Genomic DNA, 24639 nt, shown 5'->3' with positions numbered 1-24639 from the left:
GGCGCGCCCCCGAAGATCCGCTGCCGCACGGGATTCGCCGGACCGGTCCAAGCCGGTGCCGACCCCGGCACGCCGAGGTCGGTGCGCCGACGGCCGGCACGTCGAGGGCCGGTATGACGGCGGCCGGTCCCGGAGCGGCGCCTGCTAGCCGATCAGCCACTGCTCCTCGGCAACGGCGCCCACCTCGGTGCAGGCGTCGGTGAGTACGTCCAGGACGCGCAGCGCGTCGGGCAGTTGCTGCCCGGGGCCACGGGTGTCGAGCCAGCGGACCTCGGAGCCGTCCGGGAGCGCGGCGGGCGGCAGCAGGGTGTACGAGCCACGGCAGTGCCAGCGCAGACCGGGGTGCTCGGACATGGTGTCCGGCGTGCTGTCCAGCACGCTCGGCCACCACTCGTCCTCGTCCTGCGGGGTGCCCCGGGTGGCGGTGAAGAACAGGTAGCGGTCCTCGCCGACGGCCGCGACCGGGCCGCCGACGCCCAGCGCGTCCAGCCGCTCCAGCGCGAGCCGGCCGGCTTCGGCCGGGACGTCCAGGACGTCGTGCGCGCGGCCGGTGGCGGTGATGAAGTTCGCCTCCGGGTCGCGGGAGAGCCAGCGGGTCAGCTGCTCGGTGTCGGTGGTCGCCTGGGACTGCCAGGCGAACGAGACGGGGTGCTGGGCGGGGGCCGGACAGCCGACCCGGTCACAGGAGCAGCGATAGCCGGCCGGGTGTGCCGCCGGGGCCACCGGGAAACCCGCTCTGACGGCTTCGAGCAGCTGATCGAGGCGCACTGCGGCGTCCGCGCCGTCCGCCGCAGCCCCCGACTGCTGCCGCTCGCGCTTCCGCCACCAGGTCGTCCACCTGCCGCTGGCTTCCATCAGACCCCTTCCGCACCCTGCCGTGACCTGCCACGCCCGGTACGGCGCGGCGACCGACGCAACATCCGACGCAACATCCGGGCTCGCCTGTTGCTTCCCGGGTGGTGCTCGATCCGGCGCGTCCGCCATGAGCCGGAGCCGGGGTTGCCGGACGGCCAACGCCTGGGTCACGGTACGGAGTACGAGAGTTGGGCTCGGCGGGAAGGCACACCACCGCGCGCCCGACCCGGCCCGTACGGGGCCCGCAGACCCGGGTGGTCCCCGGGGGCGTACAGAGCAGGATAAGGGTGCGGAACGGGTCCGATTGACCGGGGGCGGCGCTGCGGCCGTCACGGCGACTGTCACCGAGGCTCCGCCGCTCCGTTTCCGCAACGTCACCGGTTCTCCACGGCCACCCCGTTTCCTCCCCCTCTGAGCAGGGCGGATCCGACCGGACCGGCCCCGGGGCCGGCTCGCTTACGCTGGGGTGATGAGAAGCGCCGACACCGAATTCGTGGGCGGGCCACTGGACGGCACGGTGCTGCCGGTCGCACTGACCCCGCTCAACAGCGTGCCCAAGGTCTACCGGGTACCGGTCCCCGCCCACGGCGACGTACCGGCCACCACCCTGGTCTACCGGCGGGTCGAGCTGCGCACCGCCAAGCGGCGCCGCTACTGGCGGTACGAGTACGACGCCTCCGCCACGGCGTAGCCCCCTCCGGCAGCTTCCGGGTCCGGGACTCCCCCGGCCGAACGCACTTGGGACGGGAGCCGGGGGCAGGGCTCGGCCGGGGTCGGCAGGTGTCGGCCGGTGAGGCACGCCTCACGGTCCTTTCGGCCCGAGGCCCAGCCGCACCCTGGGCGCCTCCCCGGCCAGGGCACCTCTCCGCCGGGGCGTCTCTCCCGCCCGGGCCGCCCCGCCCCAGGGCGTCGCTCCCGCCCGGAACCGGAGCGGGCGGCGTGGACGCCCGCCCGCGCATGCCCCCGTGATCGCGTTCGGCCGGCCGGGCAGGCGGAGCCCCGGGCCCCCGACCGGCGGGCAGGTCAGTCCTCGTCGGCGAGGATGAGGTACAGCTTCTTCTTCGCTTCGGCCAGGACCGCGAGCCCCTTGGCCCGCTGCTCCTCCGTACCCGTGGCCATCACCTGCCGTACGGCGTGGTCCACGGCGGCCAGCGCCTGGCCGACCTCCTGGACCGCCTCCCAGTCGACACCGCGACCGGCCTCGTCCCAGGGGGACTCCGACCCCGCCTCGGCCTCGGCCCGCCCGGTCTCGGTGAGCTCGAACAGGCGCTTCCCGGAATCCTCCTGAGCTCGGATCAGCCCCTCCTCCTCCAGCAGCTGGAGGGTCGGATAAACCGATCCCGGGCTCGGCCGCCAGGCCCCGCCCGTCCGCTCACCGATCTCGGTGATCATCTCGTAGCCGTGCATCGGCCGCTCCCTGAGCAGCGCGAGCAGCGAGGCGCGGACGTCCCCGCGCCGGGCCCGGCCGCCCCGGCGGCCGTGGCCGCCGCGCCCCCGTCCCCCCATGGGGCCGAACGGCCCGCCGAACCCGGGCCCCCACGGACCCGCCGGCCGACCCGGCCCGCCGAAGCCGCCGAAGGCGTGACGGGCCTCGAAGCCCTCCCCGGCGAACTCCCCGCGCTCAGGGCGCCGACGCTCTCCCCGGAACGATCCTCTTGCGCGCATGGCGCGCACCACCCTTCTGAACACTCACTCGATGCCCCTCTTCCGAAGCATCTCGATAACTCGACGATATATCGCTAACTATCGCTCGTCAACGACTCCGTTCACCTCACCGCGCCGGGCCGTCCCGGATCGCGGGCCGCAGGACACCGGCCGGCGCCCGGCCGCACCCCGAGGACCGGGGGCCGGGGGCGCATGAGCGGAGGACGCCGGTCGCGGGCACGGGGCCCCGCCGCCCCCGGGTCCGCACCGACATGGCGGAGGAACCGCCCTTCGGCTGCCCCGCCCTGGCAGATCGCCTCCCACCCGGGGCCGGAGAAGGCCGATGGCCGCTCCACGCACAGCCCGTCGGCGACCGTCCGTTCCACTGCCCGGCACGGGAGTTGGTGTCGACCGGCTCGGGCGGCCACCGACGCCCGGGCTGAGCTTGCGGCCCGCCACCGTCACCCGTCAGCCGCCGACGGCCGCACCGCACCCGCGCACCCCGTCCTCGCGGCCGGCGGTCCCACCACCACGAACCTCGCGCCGCACATCCACACCGGCGCGCGGACGCGCCGGCGCACGGACGCACCGGCAGGCGAACCCGACGTGGCAAGCTCCCCTCCCCCGAACCGAGTTGGCGTCGGCGCCATCGGGGCACGGTTGTGTCGGGCCGCCGACCAGGGGCGGAGCCCGGCTTCGCCCCCAACTGGGTGGAGGCGCCCAAAGCCGGGTGACCGCTCGCGACCCCGCCTCAACCGTCGACCGCCCCGATCCCGGCACCCGTCGGCGCGGCAGCGAATCCGGCTCGACCGCCGCGTCCTCCCGGCGACCGCCGGACGTACGGACTACCGTGGCCGCCATGGCCGGTGAACGAGATCTCCAGAAGCTGCTCAGTGGAATGCGCCCGACGCTCAACCCGGGACGGTACGTCTACTGCACCCTCCCCGCGCGCGTTCCGGCCGGGCTGCGCCCGGTGGTGACGGTGTCCGAGCCGGAGGGGCCGACCGTCGTGGTGGCGCAGGAGGAGGCCGACGCGCTCGGGCTGCGGTACGAGTTCGTGGCCGCCTGGATCACGCTGCGCATCCACTCGGCGCTGGAGGCGGTCGGCCTGACCGCCGCCGTCGCCGGACGCCTCGCCGAACACGGCATCAGCTGCAACGTGGTGGCCGGCTTCCACCACGACCACCTCTTCGTCGCCTCCGACGATGCCGACCGGACGATCGCCGTCCTGGAGGAGCTGGCCGCGTCCGCCTGACCTCCGAGCACCCTGCCGCACGCGGGGGTTGCCGGGTACTGCCGGGCCCTGGCGGGAGAAAACCCGGCACCCCTGCGGAAGGCGCGACCGCTCCCCCTCCCCCGAACCTTGCCGCACACCTCCGCGCCGGCTTCCACGACGGGTGGCCGGGGTACGAGTGAGCAGGGACCCGTTCCGCAGTCGGGCCCCACAGGATGTGGGAGGGAGTGACCGTGTCCTCGGCCCGGAACTGGGCGGTCGGCGCCGCCGCCACTCTGCAGAACGCCATGGCACCGCTCGTCTCGGCCGGCCGGGTCCCGGGCGGTGTGATCACCGCCGGAACGGTCGGCGGCCCACGCGTCACCGCCGCCTGCGGCACGGTCGGCGCCGAGTGCGGCCCAGCGGCACCCGACGAGCACACCCGCTACGACCTCGCCTCACTCACCAAGGTGGTGGCCACCTGGCCGCTGATCGGCCGGGCGGCCCGCGAGGGGCTGCTCGATCTCGACACCCCCCTGCGCGTGATCCGGTCGGAACTTCCGCCACCGGGAGGCGATCTGACCGTTCGCCAACTGATCACTCACACCAGCGGCCTGCTCGATCGCACCCAGTTCGACCGCTACCTGGGAGACCCGACCCCGCTGGCCCGGCTGATCTGCGCGGAGCCGCTGATCAGCGAGCCGGGCGGGCAACACCGCTACATCGACCGGGGTTTCATCCTGCTCGGCCTGCTCCTGGCGACGCTGCGCAGGCGCCGTCTGGACCTGCTCGCCGACGAACTCTGGCGCGAGCTGGGCATGACCGAGACGTCGTACGGTCCGCTGGCCCGTTCGCCGCAGGTCGCGCCGACCGAGGCGCGACTGGTCGGCGCGGCCCGGATCTGGGGCACGGTGCACGACCCGAGCGCCGCCCTCATGGGCGGAATCGCGGGGCACGCCGGGGCGTTCAGCACCGCCGCCGATCTGGCCGCCTTCGCCGAGCACGCGCTCGTCTCACCCTGGCTGACCGAGAGCATGCGCGCCGCCGTACCCATCGAACCCGGCCGCCGCCGTGGCCTCGCCTGGATCGTCGCGGACACCGGCCCGGACGCCGGACCCGTCGCCTACCACCACGGCTTCACCGGCACCAGCATCCACCTCGCCCCGCGCACCGGCCGCTACCTCGTCCTGCTCACCAACGCGGTCTACCACGGCCGGGACAGCGCCCTGCTGGTGCCGCTCCGCGCACTCGTCCTCAGCACCCTCACCGACCCGGCCTGACCGCCCAACCTCCCTGACCGCACCGCCTGCACCACCCGCGCCACCTGCACTACCTGCACCACCCGCACAACTCCCAGGAGGAGAGAGCACGTTGACCACCACCTGGCTGCCCGAGCACGAATGGCTGGCGAGCCTCGTCCGTGCCTACGTCGGGAGCAGTGTGCTGCTGACCGATCCCGATGGCAACGTCCTGCTCCTGAAGGCGAGTTACCGCGAGTCCTGGCTCTATCCGGGCGGTGCGATCGACCAGGGCGAGAGCCCGGACCAATGCGCCGCACGGGAGCTGCGGGAGGAGACCGGACTGAGTGCGCAGAGCCTGCGCCTGGTCGTGGTGGAGTGGCGTGACCCGCTGCCCGAACAGGGTCAACAGGCCCACCCGGCTGTTCAGTTCATGTTCGACGGCGGAACCGTGTCCGCCGGTTCGGTCATCCACCCGCAGGCCGAGGAGGTGGCCGAGTACGGCTTCTTCCCCGTGCCGAGGGCCCTCGAACTGCTGCACCCGCATGCGGTGCCGCGCCTGGTGCACGCGCTCCGGGCCCGCCGTGACGGCGGCACCGCCCTGCTGCACAGTCCCGGCTACCTCGGGTGAGCACTCCACTGCCGCCGGTCACGCCGGACCCGCACCTGCTCTTCGGGTGAACCTGCGGAGGCCCGCGCGGGGAAAGATATCCGGAACGGTCGAGTCCGATTAATCTCCGGGCAACAGTGTCGAGCACCCGATCGAGGAGAGACACCATGCCCAGCATCCACGAGGAGTCCGCCCCCGGCGACGAGACCGGCAGCGAGGCCCGGGCGGTCACCATCGGCGATCTGCTCAGCGACGGTCCCGATGCCGGCCTGGAGGGCGAGTCGGCAGGCTGGACGTCCGACGACTACGACGGCGTGGAACCGCACCACAACCTGGACTGACCGCCCCCCGAGTGCCCCGGTCCGCCCCGCGCCGACCGGGGCACCCATGTTCCCCCGGGACGGCGGAGCAGTGCCGGCGAAAACGATGTCGGCATTCGGAACGATCGGTGTTCCAATGGTTGGGACAACTGGTGGGAACAACTGGCAGGGCAGCCGGTTGGGACACCGGAGCAAGCCGCGACGCCGTTCCCGCGCGGTGCCGCCATCGGGACTCGCGTCGCCCCGATCCCCAGGGAAGCCGAACACGATGGCCGTCGTCGATCACCACCCGGACGATCCCCGCATAGACCTCGAACTCGTCCGGGCCGCCACCCACACCGCCGAGACGTACGCCCGGGGCGACAACCACACGGTCGCCGCCGCCACCCGCGCCAAGGACGGCCGTATCGTCACGGCGCTCAACGCGTACCACTTCACCGGCGGCCCCTGCGCCGAACTCGTGGTCCTCGGCGCCGCAGCCGCCCAAGGCGCGTACGAGCTGGAGGCGATCGTCGCGGTCGGTGACGGCGGGCGCGGGATAGTGCCGCCGTGCGGGCGCTGCCGACAGGTCCTGTTCGACTACTTCCCGGACATCACCGTCATCCTGGCCGCCGGGTCCCGGCCGCGCGCGGTCCCCGTCTCGCAGCTGCTGCCCGAGACGTACGTCTGGGCCGACCACCAGTAACCCCCGGGGCCCCGGGTCACTCCCCTCCGCGCCGGTCCTGCGACCACGGTTCGCCGGACGGCCGGTCGTACGACGGTGCCGCTCGCCCGAGTGCGGGTCGCCCGGATCCACTACCTCACCGCCGTCACCACCTCCGACGACCGGCGGGCACTGCGGATCCACCGGTGGTTCGTGATCGACAAGCAGACGGCGGAGGAGGTGCGTTCGGACACCGTCGCACCGTTCCTGATGGCCAGGTACCGGGCGGCGGAGGCGCGGGCCGCCACCGGCCCCGGCGGAGGTCGCGGTCCGGGACCTCACCTACTGCCACCCCGGCGACGAGCAGGAACCCGCCCTGTCCGACGTCAGCATGACGCTACGCCGGGGCGAGATCGTGGCGATCATCGGCCGGAAAGGCAGCGGGAAGTCCACCCTGCTCAAGATCCTCGCCGACCTCCACCTCCCGGTGGAGGGCAGCGTGACCCGGGATGGCGTACCCGTCGGAGGACTCGACACCGAGGCCATGTGGCGCCGGGTGGCCCGGGTGCCGCAGAAGTTCGCCCACCCGGCTCGCACGGACGGTGGGCAGCAGGCGGCACCTGCTCGGGTGCGGCCCGCTGCCCACCCCGATCGGCCGGACCGCTCGCACTCGGGGACAATGGGGTCCGGTCCGGAGCGCGGCAGGAGGCGGTGCTCACCCCTGCCGCAGGAGAAAGCACCTTGTCCCAGAAGCGCAAAGCCCCTTCCGCTTCCGCCTCGGCCCGCACCGCCCGCACTGCCCGCACCTCGGCTACGCGCACCCCGGCCGCCCGCACCACGGCGACGCCCTCCGCCTCCGCACCGGACGCCGCCTCCGCCGGCGCCCCCGCCGACGGCCGTCGGCTGAGCCTGCTGTCCGACTGCGCGAACTGCTTCGGACTGTGCTGCGTGGCGCTGCCGTTCGCCGCCTCCGCCGACTTCGCGGTCAACAAGGACGCCGGCAAGCCGTGCTCCAACCTCCAGGCGGACTTCCGCTGCGGCATCCACACCCAGCTGCGGCAGAAGGGCTTCCCCGGCTGCACGGTGTTCGACTGCTTCGGTGCCGGACAGAAGGTGTCCCAGGTCACCTTCGGCGGGCAGGACTGGCGGCAGGCCCCCGACAGCGCCCGGCAGATGTTCGACGTGTTCCCCGTCATGCGCCAGCTGCACGAACTGCTCTGGTACCTCACCGAGGCACTGGAGCTGCCGGCCGCCCGCCCCGTCCACGGTGACCTCCGCCGCGCGCTGAACGACACCGAGCAGCTCACCCTGAGCGACGCCGAGACCCTCGCCCGGGCCGATGTCCCCGCACTCCGCGCCGAGATCAACACGCTCCTGCTGCGCACCAGCGAACTCGTCCGGGCCGACGTCCCGGGCCGCAAGAAGAACCACCGCGGGGCCGACCTCATCGGCGCCAGGCTCAAGGGTGCCGACCTGCGCGGCGCCAACCTGCGCGGCGCCTACCTCATCGCGGCCGACCTGAACGGCGCCGACCTGCGGTCCGCCGACCTGATCGGAGCCGACTTCCGCAACGCCGACCTGCGCGGCGCCGACCTCACCGGAAGCATCTTCCTCACCCAGGCCCAGCTCAACGCGGCCAGGGGCGACGCCACCACCAAGCTGCCCGCGGCCCTCGACCGCCCCGCCCACTGGTAGCCGGCCCCGGCGTGTCGGCGGGCGATCAGGACCGGTGACGCGGCCGGGAAAGGCCGTGCATGCCATCGCACCGCTCCCACCGGACGCGAGGGCGGCGGCCGCACAGCCGGGCACCGGCGGGAACGGCGGATTCCGCACCTCACTCCGCGCCTGCCCCGCCGCCCGACTGGGCGGCCGATCAGCCCGACCGGCATCGCGTCACACAGACCGCGAGGGACCCGACTCGTCCACCAGGCAACCGATTGCGCCGGCGGGCGCACAGTGCGGAACGTGGATCGCTCGTCCTCCGCACCTCAGCCCCCTGGCGATCGTCCGACGACCCCGCCTACGGCAGGCAGGGCACGGACTCAGCGCCCTCTGCCTGCTCCGGCCAGGAGCCGCACGCCTGCGGCGATCAGACCTGCCGCACACGCCGTCAGCAGTACCGTGGTCAGGACCTCGTGCAGTACCACCGCAACGGCAATGGCACAGAAGGCCAGCACCAGCAAGGCGCAGGCCAGGAGCGGCCATCCTCGACGTCGCATACGTGCACTGCTCATCCGAGCCCCGGTTCGTAGTTCGTGACAATGACGCAGAGGTGCGCTTCTCCCCTCGGAGATAGTGCCCAACCACATTGCTTACAAGCATTTCTGACGAATCATCATGCGGCTCGAAGTGCACGGCACGGACACGTCGGAGCCCCCGCTCCCGGCAGGTGGTCACCGCTGCAGCCCAGCCGGCCATCCGGGAGGTCGTCCAGGCGACCCTGGTCAGCCGCTCCAGGCCGCGGTGAACGCCTTGCTCGCGCCTCGCCTGTCGCCGAGCCCATCACGCAGTCGCGCCCCCCGGGCGAGGCGTCGCGCGCCAACCGGACGGGTCGGCGGCAGAGACAACGAACGCGTCGCAGCTGCCATCGGCAAGGCCGGTGTCGCGATCTCGCAGAGCCACACCCGGCCGCTCCGCAAGAACACACAGAGGGGAACCCGATCCTCCGGCGCCACGGGCTCTGGCGGACTTCTTCGGGATTCCCATGAGCGCGGGCGAGTTGTCGCCGAAGCAGCGCAAGCAGGTGATGGATCTTCTCGACGTCGTGTATCGGTTGGAGCCCCGCTCTGACGGCTTCCCCCGGCTGGCCTGTGGGCCATCGCACACGGGCGGACGCCAAGCCGGCGCCTCCGGAGGGGCGCCCGGTTCCTGACAGACGAACACGGATCCCCTTGCGCCGCCTGGTGGACACTGCCGGTTCCTCGGCGATGAGGTGCCCGGCGAGGCGGCCGTCCGGGAGCGGGTGCGGCGCAACGCGGAGATCGGCGCCGACGTGATCAAGGTGATGGCCACGGGAGGCGGGCTCACCGAGGGCGGGGCTGAGCAGGCGGACGTCCGTACGGCAACGGGGTACCCGATTGTCGATGAACAGGCCGGCTCTGCTCCCTTCAGCTGCTGGTCAGCAACTCGGCTTTCGAGAACGGAAAAGGCCCTCCGACCTGCTAACTTGCAGATCGGAGGGCCTTCCCTCAGATGGCCGACGGACGAGTCGGCCTGTACGCCGGGTTCTGTCTCCCGGGGTGCTTGCGCGGCCCGGGGAGGCGGCCATCCATCTAGGGCTGCCGTTGCCGACAGCCTCGTGCGGTCTACCCGCGGACTCGGGCGAGCAGCCCTCGAACATCCGCGCACGGCGCCCGAAGGCACCGATCTTGACCTTGCTCCGGGTGGGGTTTACCGAGCCGGCCGAGTCACCTCGGTCGCTGGTGGTCTCTTACACCACCGTTTCACCCTTACCTGCAGCCGAAGCCGCAGGCGGTCTGCTTTCTGTGGCACTGTCCCGCGGGTCACCCCGGGTGGGCGTTACCCACCACCCTGCTCTGTGGAGCCCGGACGTTCCTCGGCGGGCCCCATGAGGACCCGTCGCGACCGCCCGGCCGGCTCGTCCGCCGTACTGGTCATCGTAGCCGGTCGGTGACGGCGTCCCGTACCTGGCCCGGCGCCGGTGTCGGCCCCGAGGGCGGCGTCGGCCCGGACGGCGGCACCGCCGCCGACGGCCGCAGGCCGGCAGGCGTCCGGTGGGCGGTCAGGACGCCACCGTCTGCCGCCCGTGCTCCGGGGTGAGGCGGACGGCGACCCCGGCCGCGGTGCGGGCGGCCCAGGCGGTGGTGGTCAGCGCGCCGAGCAGCAGGATGGCCACGCCCAGGCCCGCCACGATCCACCAGCCGGTGTGGCTGGCCTCGGTGAACCCGGGACCGGCCGACGGGCCGAAGGTGGCCGAGGCGGCGACGACCGTACCGATCACGGCGACGCCGAGCGACTGCCCGATCTGCCGGCTGGTCGAGGCGATGGCGGCCGCGACGCCCGCCTGGGCGACGGGCATGCCGGAGACCGCCGCGTTGGTGATCGGCGCGTTGACCAGGCCGAAGCCGATCCCGAACAGCGCGTACGAGATCAGCAGCAGCGCGGGCGGCGAGTCGTCGGCGAGCCGGGTGAGCAGGACGCCGCTCGCCGCCAGCGCCACACCCGCGACGAGCAGGGGGACGCGCGGACCGTGTCGGCCCACGATGCGTCCGGAGACCGGCGCGAAGACCACCATCATTCCGGCCATCGGCAGCGTCCAGAGCCCGGCCTCGAAGGGGTCGTAGTGGCGGACGTTCTGCAGGTAGAGGGTGTTGAGGAAGAGGAAGCCGCCGAGCGCGGCGAAGGCGCAGACGGCCGTGACGGTGGCGCCGGTGAACGGGACGCTGCGGAAGAAGCGCAGGTCGATCAGGGGCTCCGCGGTGCGCAGTTCCCACCAGGGCAGGACCAGCAGGGCCGCGAGGGCGACAGCGGCGAGGGACAGGATCAGCGGGGAGGTCCATCCGTGGCCGGGGCCCTCGATGATCGCGGCGGTACCGGTCCCGAGCAGCACCACCATCAGGACCTGCCCGACCGGGTCCAGCCGCCGGGGCCGGGGCGCCCGGGACTCGGGGACGTAGCGGTAGGTCAGGGCCCAGGCGACCAGTCCGACGGGGACGTTGATCAGGAAGATCGACGGCCACCCCGCAGCCTCCACCAGGAAACCGCCGATCAGCGGGCCGAGCGCCATGCTGATCCCGACCACACCGCCCCAGACGCCGATGGCCTGGGCCCGTTCACGGCGGTCGGTAAAGGTGTTGGTGATGATCGACATCGCCACGGGGTTCAGCATCGAGCCGCCGACCGCCTGCACGGCGCGGAAGGCGATCAGCCAGCCCAGGCCGGGTGCGAGGCTGCAGAGCAGCGAGCCGAGGACGAAGACGACCAGCCCGATCAGGAACACCCGCCGTCGCCCGACCCGGTCGGCCACCGATCCGGAGAGGATCAGCAGGGCCGCGAGCACCAGGGTGTAGGCGTCGATGATCCACTGAAGTCCGGAGGCCGCCGAGCCCAGGTCGTGCTGGATCGACGGCAGCGCGATGTTCACGACCGTGTTGTCCAGGCCGACGATGAACAGACTGAAGCAGCAGATCGCGAGCACGAACAGTCGACGGCCGCGCGTCGTCGGAGTCGGCGTGAGGATTGGTGTGCTCACCTGTTGATCATCCCAACGGGTCGGTGGCGGAGTCGATGCAGATTCGGGTGGAGGCGGCGGCGACGACGGAGGGGCCAGGTCACCGCACGAGGTCCGCCGGCGACGGCACCCCGCCGGACGGCACTCCGCTGACGGCGCACGGCGGCCGGTCGCACGGCACACGCTCGCGCTCACGCCGGAGCGAAGCGGACCATGCGGGTGGCCGGGTCGGCCTTGGTCAGCCGGACGCGGATGCGCTCGCCGAGCGGCAGCTGCCGGGAGGTCCCGTCGCAGCGGGCGATCACGGCCGGTTCGCACAGCTGGACCGTGCCGCTGACCGGTTTCCGCTCGTCGACCTCGATCACCACGGCGTCGAAGTCCTCGCCCTCGCGCCCGCGCAGCAGCTCGGCCTCGATGAGGTCCACACAGGTCCGCTCCACCTCGCGGGCCCGCTGGTCACCGCTCTCCATCAGCGCCGGTACCCCCGGCAGCGCCTCCTGAACCCACCCGGGCACGTCTGCACCTCCGGCGATCGCCAGGCAGACCTCCAGGGCGTACCGGTCCGCGAGGCGGCGCAGCGGTGCAGTGCAGTGCGCGTACGGCGCGGCGAGGGCGGCGTGGGCCGGATCAGCCGGGGGCGGCACGCCGCGAGCCGTGTCGAACGCGTGGTACCCGGCGCCGCGCAGCAGGCCGGTGCACTCGTTGAGGAAGGCGGCGTCGTTGGCGCGCCTGGGGTCGAGCGAGCGGATCAGCTCGGGGTAGCCGGTGTCGACCGGCCACTTCACGTTCAGGGCCCGGGCGATCCGGCGCAGCCGGGCGTACGCGGACTCGGGTGCACCGGGGAGCGTACGGAGCAGGCCGACGCCCGCGTCCAGCATGAGGTCGGCGGCGGCCATGCCGGTGAGCAGGGAGATCTGGGCGTTCCAGCCGTCGGCGGGGCGCGGGGCGCGGTAGTCGATCCGGTAGCCGCCGTCGACCGGCACGGCCTGCTGTTCCGGGATGGGCAGGCTGACGCCGCCGCGCGCCTCCTCCCGGGCCTCGCGCAGCCGCCCGATCTCGGCGAGGAGTCGCAGCTGCTCGTCGGCGGTACCGGTGTCGAGCTCGCGCTGGACGGTCTCGTAGTCGAGTCGGCGGCGCGAGCGGACCCTGGCCCGGCGTACGTCGGCGAGCAGCACGGCACCGTCGGAGTCCAGGTCGAGTTGCCAGAGCAGTGCCGGGCGCAGCTCACCGGGGAGCAGGCTGGCGGCGCCCTCGGAGAGCCGGAGCGGGTGGAGCGGCACCCGCAGGTCCGGGAAGTAGAGGGTCTGGATCCGCCGGTGGGCCTCGGTGTCGATCGCGCCGCCGGGGCAGACGAAGGCGGCGACGTCGGCGATCGCGTAGTGCACCCGGTAGCCGGAACCGCGCCGGGCCAGGCGCATGGCCTGGTCCAGGTCGCGGGAGCCGGGCGGGTCGAGGGTGAACAGGTCGAGGTCGGTGGCGTCGAACTCGGGCAGCCGGGGCAGGGCGGCGGCCCGTTCGGCCTCGGCGAGGACCTCGGCGGACCAGTCGGTGGGCAGGTGCAGACCGGCCCGCAACTCGGCGAGCTCGGTGTTGATCCGGGCGGAGTCTGCGGCTCTGACGGTGAGCTGTGGACGCGGCATGGTCGCAGCGTACGGCGGGTGCGCCGGAGTGGCCCGCTGTGCTGGGCCGTAGGGTGGGCGTGGCGAACAAGGTTCGGCAGAACGGGGGTTGGGCGTGAACGCAGGTACGAGCGAAGCCGCGGCAACGGATTCGGCGCCGGGCGGGGCGCTGCAGGCGGGTGCGGCACCTGACGGAGTGTCGCGGACGGGCCTGCCGGGGAGATCGGGCCCGGGGTCGGACCGGGCGTCGGACGGAGTACGGCGGACGGGCGCGGTGGTGGCCGGGGCGCTCGGCGCGATCGGGGCGCTGCACGCGGTGTGGATGCGGACTCCGTGGCCGCTGGGCAGCCCGGCGGAGTTCGCCGACACCGTGGTCGGTGTCGGGGTGGAGCGGCTTCCGACGCCCGCGATGTGTGCGGAGGTGGCGGTGGCACTGGGTGCGGCCTCGTACCTGGTGGGTGCTCGCGCCGGGGTGCTGCCTGCGGTCGGGCCACGGCTGCTGCGGACGGCGGGGGCTGGGGCGGTCTCGGGGGTGCTGCTGGCACGTGGTGTCGGCGGGCTGCTGCTCTTCGGCCCGGCGGGTTCGGGCCGGCGGATCGCCCGGACCGAGCGGTTCCTGCGGCTGGACCGGCGCTACTACTCCCCGCTCTGCCTGGCGCTGGGGACGGGCGCGGCCCTGGTGGCCGCCCGGGGTGCGTAAGGTTGGCAGGGTCCGCTGCCAACAGAGTGTTGAAGGAGTCCGCTGTGCTGGTCCTGTTGCCGCCGTCGGAGGGGAAGGCCGCCTCCGGGGCCGGGGTACCGCTGGCACTGGACGAACTCTCGCTGCCCGGCCTGTCGGCGGCGCGCGGAACCGTACTGAACGCGCTGGTGGAGCTCTGCTCGGGCGACGCGGACACGGCGCAGGAGGTACTCGGGCTGAGCAAGGGCCTGCGCGGCGAGGTGGCCCGCAACGCCGAGCTGCGGACGGCGGGTGCGCTCCCGGCGGGCGAGGTGTACACGGGAGTTCTGTTCGACGCGCTCGGACTGGCCAAGCTGGACGAGGCCGCGTACCGGCGGGCGGAGCGTTCACTGCTGGTGTTCTCGGGCCTTTGGGGCGCGCTGCGGATCGGTGACCGGATCCCGCCGTACCGCTGCTCGATGGGCGTGAAGCTGCCGCCGCTGGGGGCGCTCGGAGCGTACTGGCGGCGCGAGATGGCCTCGGTGCTGCCGAGCGCCGCCGGGGACGGGCTGGTCCTGGACCTGCGCAGTTCCGCGTACGCGGCAGCGTGGAAGCCGACCGGGGAGCTGACTGCACGGACGGCCACCGTGCGGGTGCTGCAGGAGCGCGAGGTGGACGGGGTGCTGAAGCGCTCGGTGGTGAGCCACTTCAACAAGGCCACCAAGGGACGGCTGGTCAAGGACCTGCTGAACGCGGAGGCCGAGCCGGCCTCGCCGGGCGAACTGGTGGACGCACTGCTCGGGCTCGGCTACCGGGTGGAGGTGTCGGCCCAGGGGTCGGCGCGGAAGCCCTGGCAGCTGGACGTCGTGGTGACGGACGTGCACTGAGCGGTTTCCGGGACTCGGCGACGGATGACGGACAGCGACTCACGACCAGTGACTGACTGATGACAGAATCTGAAATCTGTCATCAGTCAGTCACTGGTCGTTCGCTGTTCTCTGCCTGCTGTCCGCTGCTCGCTGTCATCTGACGGCTGACAGCGCACGGCTGACAGGGTGACAGCTGTCGTCTGACAGTTGACGCCTGACGCCCGTCAGCGCAGGTGGCTCGTGTCGTTGAGCAGGCGCAGCGAGGCGTTTCCGTCCGAGTAGTACTGCACGGCGCAGAACGAGGCGGCCGACAGCTCCATCCGGTACAGCGAGTCCGGCGGTGCGCCGAGTGCCAGTCGCACCAGGGTCTTGATCGGGCTGACGTGCGAGACGACCAGTACCGTCTTGCCCGAGTACCGGGAGAGGATCTTGTCGCGGGCGACGCCGATCCGATGGGTGAGGGTGGCGAAGCTCTCGGTGCTGCCGGTCGGCTTGGCCTTGGCCGAACCGAGCCAGGCGGCGAGGTCGTCCGGGTGGCGTTCCTGCACCTCGGCGAAGGTGAGGCCCTCCCAGTCGCCGAAGTCCACCTCCCGCAGCCCCTCCTCGATCCGGACCTCCAGTCCCAGGCGGGCGGCCACGGCCTCGGCGGTCTGCCGGGTGCGCTGCATCGGGGAGCTGACCACGGCCTGGATCGTGCCGCGCGCGGCGAGCGACTCTGCGGCCCGCGCCGCCTGCCACTGGCCCCGGTCGGAGAGCGCCGGGTCGCTGCCGCCGCTCCCGGAGAAACGCTTCTCCGGCGTCAGGGCGGTCTCACCGTGCCGGAGCAGCACGAACGTGGTGGGCGTACCGAGGTCGGCCGGGAGCGCCCAGCCAGCCTTGGGCGCGGCCGGCGCCGACAGCTCCTCCTCGGCGGGAACGGCGGGGACGACCGGGACCGCCGAACGGTCCTTGGGCTCCCACTGACGCCCGGCCTTGCCCGCGTCCATCGCCTCGTTGGCCAGCCGGTCCGCGTCCTTGTTCTTCTCGCGCGGGATCCAGGTGTAGCTGACCTGGGAGCGCGGGAAGACGGTCCGCGCCTCGGCCGCGAGCGGCTGCATGTCGGGGTGCTTGATCTTCCAGCGCCCCGACATCTGCTCGACCACCAGCTTGGAGTCCATCCGGACGTCGACGGCGGCGTCCGGGTCCAGCTCGTGCGCCGAACGCAGTCCGGCGATCAGCCCCTTGTACTCGGCCACGTTGTTGGTGGCGTGCCCGATGAACTCGGCGGCCTCGGCGATGATCTGACCGGTGTCGCCGTCGCGGACCACCGCGCCGTAGCCGGCCGGCCCCGGATTCCCCCGGGAACCGCCGTCCGCCTCGACGATGAACCTTCGCCCTGCCATCGACCGCTCACCCTCCATCACCCGGCCGGCCACCAGCCGACCAGATCATCTGCTCGGACCACCTCGTAGGCGCTCACCCACGCCCGGACACGCTCACACTCCGACGCCGGCACACGCCGGCGCCCGCACACGCCGACGCCGACGCCGGCACGCGTACGACCCGCTCGTGACCGTACGGGCTCAGACGCCCGAGTCTGCCGTACGGACCAGGATGCGCGAGCAGTTCTCGCAACGGACGACCTCGTCCTTGGGCTCGCGCTTGATGGCGGCCAGGTCCGCGGTCGAGAACTCCACCCGGCAGCCCTCGCAGCGGCGCTGGTACAGCCGGGCCGCGCCGACGCCGCCCTGCTGCTCGCGCAGGCGGGTGTAGAGCTTGAGCAGATCGGCCGGGATGACCACGGCGACGGTCTCGCGGTCGCGCTTGACCTTCTCGACCTCGGCGTCGATCTCGGCGAAGGCCGCGTCGCGGCGCTGCTCGGCCTCCTTGAGGACGACGGTGGAGTGGTCCAGGCGGGCCGTCAGCTCGGTGACCCGGGTCTGCGAGGACTCCATGCGCTCCATGATCTCGAGGACGACGTCCTCCAGGTCGGACTGGCGCTTGGCCAGCGAGCCGATCTCGTGCTGGAGGTTCTCCAGGTCCCTCGGCGAGCCGACGGCGCCGGAGTCGAGCCGCTGCTGGTTGCGGGCGGCGCGGGTGCGGACCTGGTCGACGTCCTGCTCGGCCTTGGTCAGCTCGCGGGTGGTGTCACCCAGCTGGGCCTGGGCGGCGACGACCAGGTCCTTGAGCGCGGTGTGGTCGGCGTTGGCCTTCTCGATCTCGGCGTGCTCGGGCAGGCTGCGGCGCCGGTGGGCCAGCTGGTCGAGGCGGGAGTCGATGGCCTGCAGGTCGAGCAGGCGGATCTGGTCGGCGGGCGCGGCGTTCAAGCGAAGAGCTCCTGTGAATCGGTCAGGTTCAGGTCGGGTTCGGGGTGCGCAGGCGTGCTGCGCGGGGTGGGCCGGGGCGCGTTGCCGTCACACCTGCCCGGTCGAGGCGGCGGTGGGTGCCGCCGGCGTCATCGGGGCGTGGGCGGTCCACGGGTCGGTGACCACGTGGGAGACCTTGGTCTCCAGCGGCCAGCCGTGCTTCTCGGCCGCCGTGGCCAGTCCGTGTTCGGCGAGCTTCAGCCAGGGCCACTCGGTGGCCCAGTGCGCGGCGTCCACCAGCGCGACCGGGGCCGCCTCGGTGACCTCGGAGGCCGGGTGGTGGCGCAGGTCGGCGGTGACGTACGCGTCCACCCCGGCGGCCCTGACCTCGGCGAAGAAGCTGTCGCCCGAGCCGCCGCAGACGGCGACCCGGGTGATCGTCCGGTCGACGTCCCCGGCCACCCGGACGCCGGCGGCGGTGGCCGGCAGCCCGGCCGCCACCCGGGCGGCGAAGGCGGAGAGGGTGAGCGGTGGCTCCAGGACGCCGATCCGGCCGGTGCCCCGGCGGCCCGCCGGGTCGGTCGGGTCGGGGATCAGCGGGCCGAGCACGCGCAGGCCCACCGCCTCGGCGAGGGCGTCGGAGACACCCGGGTCGGCGTGGTCGGCGTTGGTGTGCGCGACGTGCAGGGCGATCCCGGAGCGGATCAGGGTGTGCACCACCCGGCCCTTGAAACCCGTCGCGGCGACGCTGGTGGTGCCGCGCAGGTAGAGGGGGTGGTGGGTGACCACCAGGTCGGCACCCCACTCGACGGCCTCGTCGACCACCGCCTGGACCGGGTCCACGGCGAACAGGACACGGCCTACCTCGGCCTCGGGATCACCGCAGACCAGCCCGACGGCATCCCAGGATTCCGCCCACTGCGGCGGGTACAGCTCTTCTAGGGCACTGATGACGTCGGACAGTTTCGGCACCTGTCGAGACTACCGCGCGCGGAGCGCCCCCAGAGCCCCGGCAGGGGCGGCAGCGGCCTACGACGTGGGCGAAGCAGCCCGTCAACCGCCCGCGGGACACCCGTCAACCGCCCGTCAACCGCCCGTCGACCTGCCGCACAGCTGCCCGTCAACCGGCGTGCGGGGGCGCGCGGCGGAGACCGGAGCGGCGTACGGAGGCAGAACCTCCGCGTCCGCTCTGGTCACACCCTGCGGGTCGCGCGCATTCGAAAACGAATCTAGATCACCCTTAAGAGTGAAGTGACCTCGGCTGCGTTGAGCCACACCCATCCCGAAAGTAACTTCAGTGGTGCGAACGGGAGTTGCCTCGACCGGGGGGTCGAGAAGGGCGCTCCGCCGGGAGTCCGGGCCACCGCGTTCCGCCCACCAGCTCCGCCGATCAGACGACCGGCGCTGCCGGCCGGCGGGGCCCTCCGGCCGTCGGGCCACAGCCACGGCGGACGCGGCCGGGGCAGCCACCCGTACCTCCGAGAGACCGACCACACCGATGGTGCCCGCTGCGGCGGGCGCCGTCGGCAGCGCAGAGAAGGGGTGTGAAGCAGATGGGGGCGGGCACACCGCTGCGTACGGCCGGGGGGCCGGGGTCGGTCGGCGACGGGCCGGGGGCTTCCGGCACGTGGCCGGAGGTGGCGCGGGCGGCCGTGGCCGGCGACGGAAGCCGGGGAGGCGAGGGTGACTGGGGAGTCGCCGTCGAGGGCTTCTGGTGCACGGCCCGGCCGACCGGATCCGGCACCGGGATTCCGGCGCAGGGCTGGAAGATCCACGTCAGCGCGGCCTCCGAGGCGGCCACCGACGTGCTCTCCGCCGTGGCCTCGGTCATCGCCGAGGACCCTTGCGCGTTCAAGTTCGCCGCCGACCGGGAGAAGCTCCACGAGCTCAACTCCCGGAACAGCGAGCGCGGTTCCGCCGGGAAGTTCATCACCGTCTACCCGGCCGACGAGCAGCAGTTCCGGCGGATCGCCGGCGAACTGCACCGCGCGACCGAGGGCCTGCCGGGGCCGACCGTCCTCTCCGACCGGCCGTACGCACCCGGCAGCCGGGTGCACTACCGCTACGGGGCCTTCGCCGCCCGCGCCGAGCTCGGCAACGACGGCGCGTACCGCTCGATGCTGACCGGCCCGGACGGCACCAGGGCGGAGGACGTGCGGACCGCGAGCTACCGGTGTCCGCCGTGGGCGGTCGACCCCGTCGAGGGGAGGGGGTCGACCTTCCCCGACACCCGCCGCGCCGGAGGGCGGCGCGGTGCGGGTTCCCCCAGCGTCGAATCGGGCCGTGCGGAATCGGGCCGTGCGGAATCGGGCCGTGCGGAAACAGGCAGTGCGGGATCGCGCACCACCGGGCCCGGCCGCGCCGGATCGGGCGGCAGGAGGCCCCGCGGCGCCGGGGTCCTGCTGGGCGGCCGGTACGCGCTGACGGCGGCCCTGCGGCACAGCACCAAGGGCGGCGTCTTCCTCGGCCGGGACACCGACAGCGGCGCCGAGGTGGTGGTCAAGCAGGCCCGCGCGCACATCGAGGTGGACCGCTCCGGCCGGGAGGCCAGGACCGCCCTGCGCCACGAGGCACGGCTGCTGGACCGCCTCGACGGGCTCGGTCTGACCCCGCACCCCGTGGAACTGCTGGAACAGGACGACTCCCTCTTCCTGGTGCAGGAACGGATCACCGGCCTGACCCTGGGCAGCTGGGTCGCCGAACGGCTGCGCCGCGACGGCACGCCCGACGTCGACTGGGCCGAGGCCGGTCCGCTGGCACTCGCGCTGATCGACCTGGTCGAGCGGGTGCACGCCACCGGGCTGGTGGTGCGCGACCTGGCGCCCGGCAACGTGATGGTGCGGCCGGACGGCTCACTGCGCCTGATCGACCTCGAACTCGCGGCGGAGGCGGGCCGGACGGCGGGATCGGCCGGCACGCCCGGGTACCGCGCACCAGAGCAGGGCCCCGGCCTGACCGGCTCCCCCGCCGAGTACGCCACCGACCTGTACGCCCTGGGCGGCCTGTTCTTCCTGCTCTCGACCGGCCACGACCCGCTGCTGCCCGAGGACTCCCCCGTCCCTCGCCCGGTCGCCGACCGGCTGGGCCGCTGGCTGGCGTCCGCCGCCCTGGCCGGGGACACCGCACGGCACCTCGCACCGCTGGTCCTCGCCCTGCGCGCCGACCGGCCCGAGCAGCGGTGGGGCCTGGCCCGGGTGCGGACCGCACTGTCGGCCGCACTCTCGGGCACGTCCCCGGACGCGCCCACGGGCATGGCTCTGAACGCCCTCCGGGCCGGCACGGTGCGGCACATCGGGGCCGGCCGGAAGACGGAGGCTACGGCTACGGCTACGGGCGTACCTGTGCAGGGCAACGGGGAGCCGCTGCCGGCCGCCCTGGTGGACCGCCTGGTCGTGGACGGCCTGCGGCACCTGGCCGGGAGCGCGAGGCCCGAGCGGAGCGACCGGCTCTGGCCGACCGTCCCGTCCGGCCGGCTCACCGATCCGTGCAACGTCCAGCACGGCGCGGCCGGTGTGCTCGCGGTGCTGGCCCGTTCGGCGGTGGCTCCGGTCCCCGCCACCGTGCGTGAACCGGTGCTGCGGGCGGCCGAGTCGGCGAGCGAGTGGATCGAACGGCGCTGTGCGGCCGAGCCGGTCGTACTGCCCGGCCTGCACTTCGGCCGCTCCGGCACGGCGTGGGCACTGCTGGACGCCGCCGAGGCGCTGGCGGACCCTTCGCTGGCCGGCCGGGCCGAGGCGATGGCCCGCCGGGTGCAGTCGGCCTGGCCCAACCCGGACGTCTGCCACGGCGCCGCCGGAGCCGGGTTCCTGCAGCTCAGGCTGTACCGCTCGACCGGATCCGCCGAGCACCTGGAGCGGGTCGCCGAATCCGCCCGCGGCCTGCTGGAGGCGGCGCAGCGCGAACCGTACGGCACGGTCTGGCCGGTACCGGAGGACTTCGACTCCAGCCTCGCCGGGATCACGCACCTCGGGTACGGCCACGGGGTCGCCGGGGTGGGTGCGTTCCTGCTCGCCGCCGCCGAGGTCACCGGGGACGAGCGGCTGCTCGCGGGGGCCCGCGAGGCCGTCGGGACACTGGCCGCGACCGTCCGGCGGGACGGTCCCGCCGGACGCGCCGGGTGGTGGCCGCAGAGCGCAGGCGACCCGGCGGGCGTCAAGCTGGCGCACTGGTGCAACGGTTCGTCCGGGGCCGGCAGCTTCCTGGTCCGGTTCTGGCGGGCGACGGGTGATCCGACCGCGTACGAGCTGGCCGTGGCCGCCGGCCAGGCCGTCCTCGACGGACGGTGGCACAGCGGGACGTCCGCCTGCCACGGCCTGGCCGGGAACGGCGAGTACCTGCTGGACCTCGCGGAGGCCACCGGGGAGGACCGGTTCCGCACCGGGGCCTGGGAGTTCGCGAACCTGATCGCCTCCCGGGCCGCGCTCTCGGACGGGCTGCTGGTCCTCCCGGACGAGACCGGCACCGGCTCCACCCCCGCGTACGGGACGGGCACTTCGGGGGCCCTCGCCTTCCTCCTGCGGCTCCGCCACGGCGGTCCACGGATCTGGCTCGACCCGCAACCGCTCGCCGCCCGCGCCGAGGACACCGGGCCCGATCCGGCGGCGGGCCAGCGATGAGCCCCCACCGACCGCACGAGCCACTCGACCACGACTCCCAGGAGGTGAGCCCACGATGAGCATCGCCACCCGCACCACCGCCCAGGTCCTGCGCCGGCTGAGCTTCACCTTCGCCTCCGACGGCTCGCACGCGGCCTGCCTGGCCGCCGCCGCCGACGGCGGCTGGTACGTGGAGAGTTGGCGCCTGCCGGCGAGCGGCCCGGCCGAACCGACCGCGCTGGTCCTGCCCGGCAACCGCTCGGAGAGCCTGCGGTCGCAGCTGGTCCCGCTGCCCGACGGGCGGGTCCTGCTCTGCCGCCACGACGGCGACCGGCACGACCTGGTCGCGCTGTCCGCACCTTCGCGCGGGGGACTCCACCCCACCGAGAGCCTGTTGAGCACGCTGCGGATGCCGGGACTGCGCCTGCTGCCGCTGCCCGGCGGGGTCCGGCCGGCACAGGCTCCGGTCGCGGTCGCCCTCGGCACCGACACCCGGCCGGTCACCGCGGTCTGGCTGGTGGCCGCCGACGGGTCCGAGCCCCGACCGGTCGCCGAGATCCCCGGGCTGCACGGCGGCGGGGTCTGGCTGGACCACACCGGGCGGCTGCTCGCGCTGGACCGGGTCAGCTCCGGCGTGGTCAAGTCCGTGGTCCTCGACCTCGACTCGGGCCACGTCACCCCGCTGCTGGAGATCGCCGAGGGCAGCAACGACCGGCTGGTGCTGTTCGACCCGGACACCTGCTTCGCGATGGTCCGCAGCGACGCCCCCGGCGCCGACCGGCTCGGCTGGGGCCTGCTCGGCGGCAGCGAACCGCTGCGCTTCCCCGAATGCCTGCACGTACCGGGGATGTTCCTGCGGCCGGTCGCGCTCGCCCCGAGCGCCCCGAGCGCCCCGGACGTTCCGCCGCCGAGACCCGGCGCTCCGGCCACCGCCGACGACCCGGCCGCAGGCACGGCCTGGGCCGCAGCCACGGCCCGGGCTGCGGGCACCGTCCAGGCCGGGGGCACCGTCCACGGCGCAACCACCGACCGGGCCACGGCCGGCACGGACGGGCTGCGGGTCGCCGTGCAGATCGACCACGGCGCGGCCTCCGCGCTGGCCCTGTGGCAGCCGACCGGCGGCCGGCTCGACCCGCTGCCCATCCCGCCCGGACGGCTCGGCGCGGTCGGCCACTGGTCCGCCGCCGGGTTGCGGATGCCGTACTCGGCCCCCGACCACCCCGCCGCGCTGGCCACCCTGGACATCGACACCCTGCTCAACCTCGGCCCGTCCGGCGCCCCCGCCCTCACCCCCGTACCGCTGCCGCTCCGGCTGGCTCCGATCGCCACCGCGAGCGCACCCCGACCGCCGCACCCGGCCGAGACCTCACCCGGTACCCCGGCGGCGGGTGCGATCGTGGGTGCGATCGGGCCGGCGGAGGCGGCCGTACGGGGGAGTGTGCAGGACCTGCCCGCCCGGTCCATGCCGGCCAGGGTTCCGCACACCTCACCACCAGGTTTCCGGCTGGACTCGAGCGCCGTCCCCTGCGAGGGCGGCCGCTGGCACCCGGCGCAGAGCCTCGAACTGGCCGGTCCGGCAGGTCCGATCGAGGCCGTGGTCTACGGCGGCGAAGCCTGGCTGAGTTCACCGCACCTGGTGGTGGCCCTGCACGGCGGACCGGCGGACGCCTGGCGGCTGGAGTTCGACCCGGCCCTGCAGCGGATGGCCGCCGGGGGCCTGACCGTGGTCGCGCCCAACCAGCGCGGCAGCATCGGCTACGGCCTGGAGCACGCGATGGCCATCCGAGGGGCCTGGGGCGGTCCGGATCTCGAAGACGTCCTGCACCTTCTCGACGGGCTGTCGGGCCAGCGCGCCGCGCTGGGACTTGAACCGCCTGCACTGTTCGGCGTGAGCTACGGCGCCTTCCTCGCCCTGCTCGCGACCGCCCACGCCCCTGCCGACCAGGTGTCCCGCTGCGCCGTGGTCGCACCGTTCCTGTCCGGCGCCCGGCTGCTCGCCGAAGCGGCGGCCCCGGTCCGGGCGCTGACCACCCGGCTCGGCGGGGGCGACCCGATCGCGGACGCCCGTGGCCCACGCGACGTCCTCCAGCTCGCCCACCGGCTCACCGCACCGCTGCTGGTCGTGCACGGCGACCGGGACGAGGTGGTCCCGGTCAGCCAGTCCCGGTCACTGCGGCACGAGTTGCTGAGGATCGGCCGGGCGGAGGGCACCGACTTCCGGTACGTGGAGGCGGCCGGGGCCGGACACGAGGTGCTGGCGGAGGAGGGCGGGGCAGTCCTGCACGAACTGCTGGCCGGGTTCCTGCGCACCGGGCGACCGACCTGACCGCCGACCGGCCCGCACCGGCTGCACCACTGGCACCGCCGCACCGGTTGCACCACCAGCACCGCCGCACCGGTTGCACCACCAGCACCGCCGCCCGTCGGGACGCACACTCCGCGTCCACCGGGCGGCGCCCCGGAGACTTCCCGGCCCGGCCGACCCGCCGCACCCGGGAGAGAGACCTGTGGCGGAACGATTCTGCCGCAGTGGCCGCACCCGACGGGCTCCGCCCGCGCGGCCGCAACACCCACGACCGACCGCACCGCGCGGTCGGTGCACACCAAGGGGAGGACCCAATCATGGAGAACCTGATGAGCTTCGAGACCGACCTCGCCGCGCTGCAGGAGCTGCCGGAGACCGAGTCCGTCGAGCTGACCGGTCACGGTGGCGGCTGCCAGTACACCTGCCTGATCCTCACCTGCCTGATCTTCACCATCAGCTAGTGCAGGCAGGCCGCTAGGCCGGCTCACCGGGCCGGGGGGGGGGGGCCGCCCCCCGGGGGGGGGGGCGGCGCCCCCCCCCCCCCCCCCGCCCCCCCCCCCCCCCCCCCCCCCCCCCGCTCGCACGGCCACCCCC

At 73.8% G+C, this 24639-nt stretch carries 21 protein-coding genes and 1 other RNA gene; 13 read left to right on the top strand and 9 right to left on the bottom strand.

Annotation, left to right across the window (positions count from 1 at the left end; translation table 11 throughout):
• Positions 1-144 precede the first annotated feature (144 nt).
• Positions 145-855, bottom strand: a complete 711-nt coding sequence (locus ACFC1R_RS05335) for a bifunctional DNA primase/polymerase (RefSeq protein WP_375933026.1) — start codon at positions 853-855, stop codon at positions 145-147.
• Between the two features lie 469 nt (positions 856-1324).
• Here ACFC1R_RS05335 and ACFC1R_RS05330 point away from each other — a divergent pair, with 469 nt between their 5' ends.
• A complete protein-coding gene (locus tag ACFC1R_RS05330) occupies positions 1325-1546 on the top strand; it encodes a hypothetical protein (protein WP_375933023.1) in 222 nt (73 codons plus the stop codon).
• A 332-nt stretch (positions 1547-1878) separates the two neighbouring features.
• On the opposite strand, the gene ACFC1R_RS05325 is transcribed toward ACFC1R_RS05330, so the two are convergent.
• Positions 1879-2520 (bottom strand): PadR family transcriptional regulator, encoded by a 642-nt coding sequence (locus ACFC1R_RS05325; protein WP_375933021.1) that lies wholly within the window; start codon positions 2518-2520, stop codon positions 1879-1881.
• 838 nt (positions 2521-3358) lie between these two features.
• On the opposite strand from ACFC1R_RS05325, the gene ACFC1R_RS05320 reads away from it, so the two are divergent.
• From ACFC1R_RS05320 to ACFC1R_RS05290, 7 genes are all read left to right on the top strand, one after another.
• Positions 3359-3754, top strand: a complete 396-nt coding sequence (locus ACFC1R_RS05320) for an ACT domain-containing protein (RefSeq protein ID WP_375933018.1) — start codon at positions 3359-3361, stop codon at positions 3752-3754.
• 212 nt (positions 3755-3966) lie between these two features.
• Entirely contained in the window at positions 3967-4992 is a 1026-nt protein-coding gene (locus ACFC1R_RS05315; RefSeq protein ID WP_375933015.1) for a serine hydrolase domain-containing protein, read from the top strand.
• A gap of 91 nt (positions 4993-5083) precedes the next feature.
• Positions 5084-5581 carry an NUDIX domain-containing protein gene (locus ACFC1R_RS05310; protein WP_375933012.1) on the top strand — a complete coding sequence of 166 codons (498 nt, stop codon included), beginning with the start codon at positions 5084-5086 and terminating at the stop codon, positions 5579-5581.
• 146 nt (positions 5582-5727) lie between these two features.
• On the top strand, positions 5728-5901 hold the full coding sequence (locus tag ACFC1R_RS05305) for a hypothetical protein (protein ID WP_375933009.1): 174 nt from the start codon (positions 5728-5730) through the stop codon (positions 5899-5901).
• A gap of 247 nt (positions 5902-6148) precedes the next feature.
• Positions 6149-6565 (top strand): cytidine deaminase, encoded by a 417-nt coding sequence (locus ACFC1R_RS05300; RefSeq protein ID WP_375933006.1) that lies wholly within the window; start codon positions 6149-6151, stop codon positions 6563-6565.
• Between the two features lie 334 nt (positions 6566-6899).
• Positions 6900-7430, top strand: coding sequence for an ATP-binding cassette domain-containing protein (locus tag ACFC1R_RS05295; protein ID WP_375933438.1), 531 nt, complete (start codon positions 6900-6902; stop codon positions 7428-7430).
• Positions 7427-8218, top strand: coding sequence for a pentapeptide repeat-containing protein (locus ACFC1R_RS05290; RefSeq protein WP_375933435.1), 792 nt, complete (start codon positions 7427-7429; stop codon positions 8216-8218). Before ACFC1R_RS05295 ends, ACFC1R_RS05290 begins: the two co-directional genes overlap by 4 nt.
• 347 nt (positions 8219-8565) lie before the next feature.
• Here ACFC1R_RS05290 and ACFC1R_RS05285 read toward each other — a convergent pair whose 3' ends face one another.
• From ACFC1R_RS05285 to ACFC1R_RS05270, 4 genes are all read right to left on the bottom strand, one after another.
• Entirely contained in the window at positions 8566-8742 is a 177-nt protein-coding gene (locus ACFC1R_RS05285) for a hypothetical protein (protein WP_375933003.1), read from the bottom strand.
• A gap of 981 nt (positions 8743-9723) precedes the next feature.
• An RNA gene (rnpB, locus tag ACFC1R_RS05280) (RNase P RNA component class A) lies at positions 9724-10124 on the bottom strand.
• A gap of 141 nt (positions 10125-10265) precedes the next feature.
• Positions 10266-11735: an MFS transporter gene (locus tag ACFC1R_RS05275; protein ID WP_375933000.1), complete on the bottom strand. Its 1470-nt coding sequence runs from the start codon at positions 11733-11735 to the stop codon at positions 10266-10268.
• Between the two features lie 170 nt (positions 11736-11905).
• Positions 11906-13354, bottom strand: a complete 1449-nt coding sequence (locus ACFC1R_RS05270; protein WP_375932997.1) for an RNB domain-containing ribonuclease — start codon at positions 13352-13354, stop codon at positions 11906-11908.
• A gap of 253 nt (positions 13355-13607) precedes the next feature.
• Here ACFC1R_RS05270 and ACFC1R_RS05265 point away from each other — a divergent pair, with 253 nt between their 5' ends.
• Entirely contained in the window at positions 13608-14033 is a 426-nt protein-coding gene (locus ACFC1R_RS05265) for a DUF3995 domain-containing protein (protein WP_375932994.1), read from the top strand.
• Between the two features lie 44 nt (positions 14034-14077).
• Positions 14078-14878 carry a peroxide stress protein YaaA gene (gene yaaA, locus ACFC1R_RS05260; RefSeq protein ID WP_375932991.1) on the top strand — a complete coding sequence of 267 codons (801 nt, stop codon included), beginning with the start codon at positions 14078-14080 and terminating at the stop codon, positions 14876-14878.
• Positions 14879-15084: 206 nt separating this feature from the next.
• Here the strand turns inward: yaaA and ACFC1R_RS05255 are convergent, their stop codons facing one another.
• From ACFC1R_RS05255 to ACFC1R_RS05245, 3 genes are all read right to left on the bottom strand, one after another.
• Positions 15085-16242: a bifunctional RNase H/acid phosphatase gene (locus ACFC1R_RS05255; protein ID WP_375932988.1), complete on the bottom strand. Its 1158-nt coding sequence runs from the start codon at positions 16240-16242 to the stop codon at positions 15085-15087.
• 180 nt (positions 16243-16422) lie between these two features.
• Positions 16423-17166, bottom strand: a complete 744-nt coding sequence (locus ACFC1R_RS05250; RefSeq protein ID WP_375932985.1) for a zinc ribbon domain-containing protein — start codon at positions 17164-17166, stop codon at positions 16423-16425.
• An 87-nt stretch (positions 17167-17253) separates the two neighbouring features.
• On the bottom strand, positions 17254-18117 hold the full coding sequence (locus ACFC1R_RS05245; protein ID WP_375932982.1) for a Nif3-like dinuclear metal center hexameric protein: 864 nt from the start codon (positions 18115-18117) through the stop codon (positions 17254-17256).
• Between the two features lie 680 nt (positions 18118-18797).
• On the opposite strand from ACFC1R_RS05245, the gene lanL reads away from it, so the two are divergent.
• The 3 genes from lanL (at position 18798) to ACFC1R_RS05230 (ending at position 24506) form a co-directional block, all read left to right on the top strand.
• Complete coding sequence (lanL, locus tag ACFC1R_RS05240) at positions 18798-21761, top strand: class IV lanthionine synthetase LanL (protein ID WP_375932979.1); 2964 nt, start codon at positions 18798-18800, stop codon at positions 21759-21761.
• A gap of 55 nt (positions 21762-21816) precedes the next feature.
• Positions 21817-24066, top strand: coding sequence for an alpha/beta fold hydrolase (locus ACFC1R_RS05235; RefSeq protein WP_375932976.1), 2250 nt, complete (start codon positions 21817-21819; stop codon positions 24064-24066).
• Positions 24067-24362: 296 nt separating this feature from the next.
• Entirely contained in the window at positions 24363-24506 is a 144-nt protein-coding gene (locus ACFC1R_RS05230) for a VenA family class IV lanthipeptide (RefSeq protein WP_375932973.1), read from the top strand.
• Positions 24507-24639 lie beyond the last annotated feature (133 nt).

The organism is Kitasatospora sp. NPDC056138 (assembly GCF_042264695.1).
GTDB lineage: Bacteria > Actinomycetota > Actinomycetes > Streptomycetales > Streptomycetaceae > Kitasatospora.
This window is presented reverse-complemented; position numbering and strand designations above follow the sequence as displayed.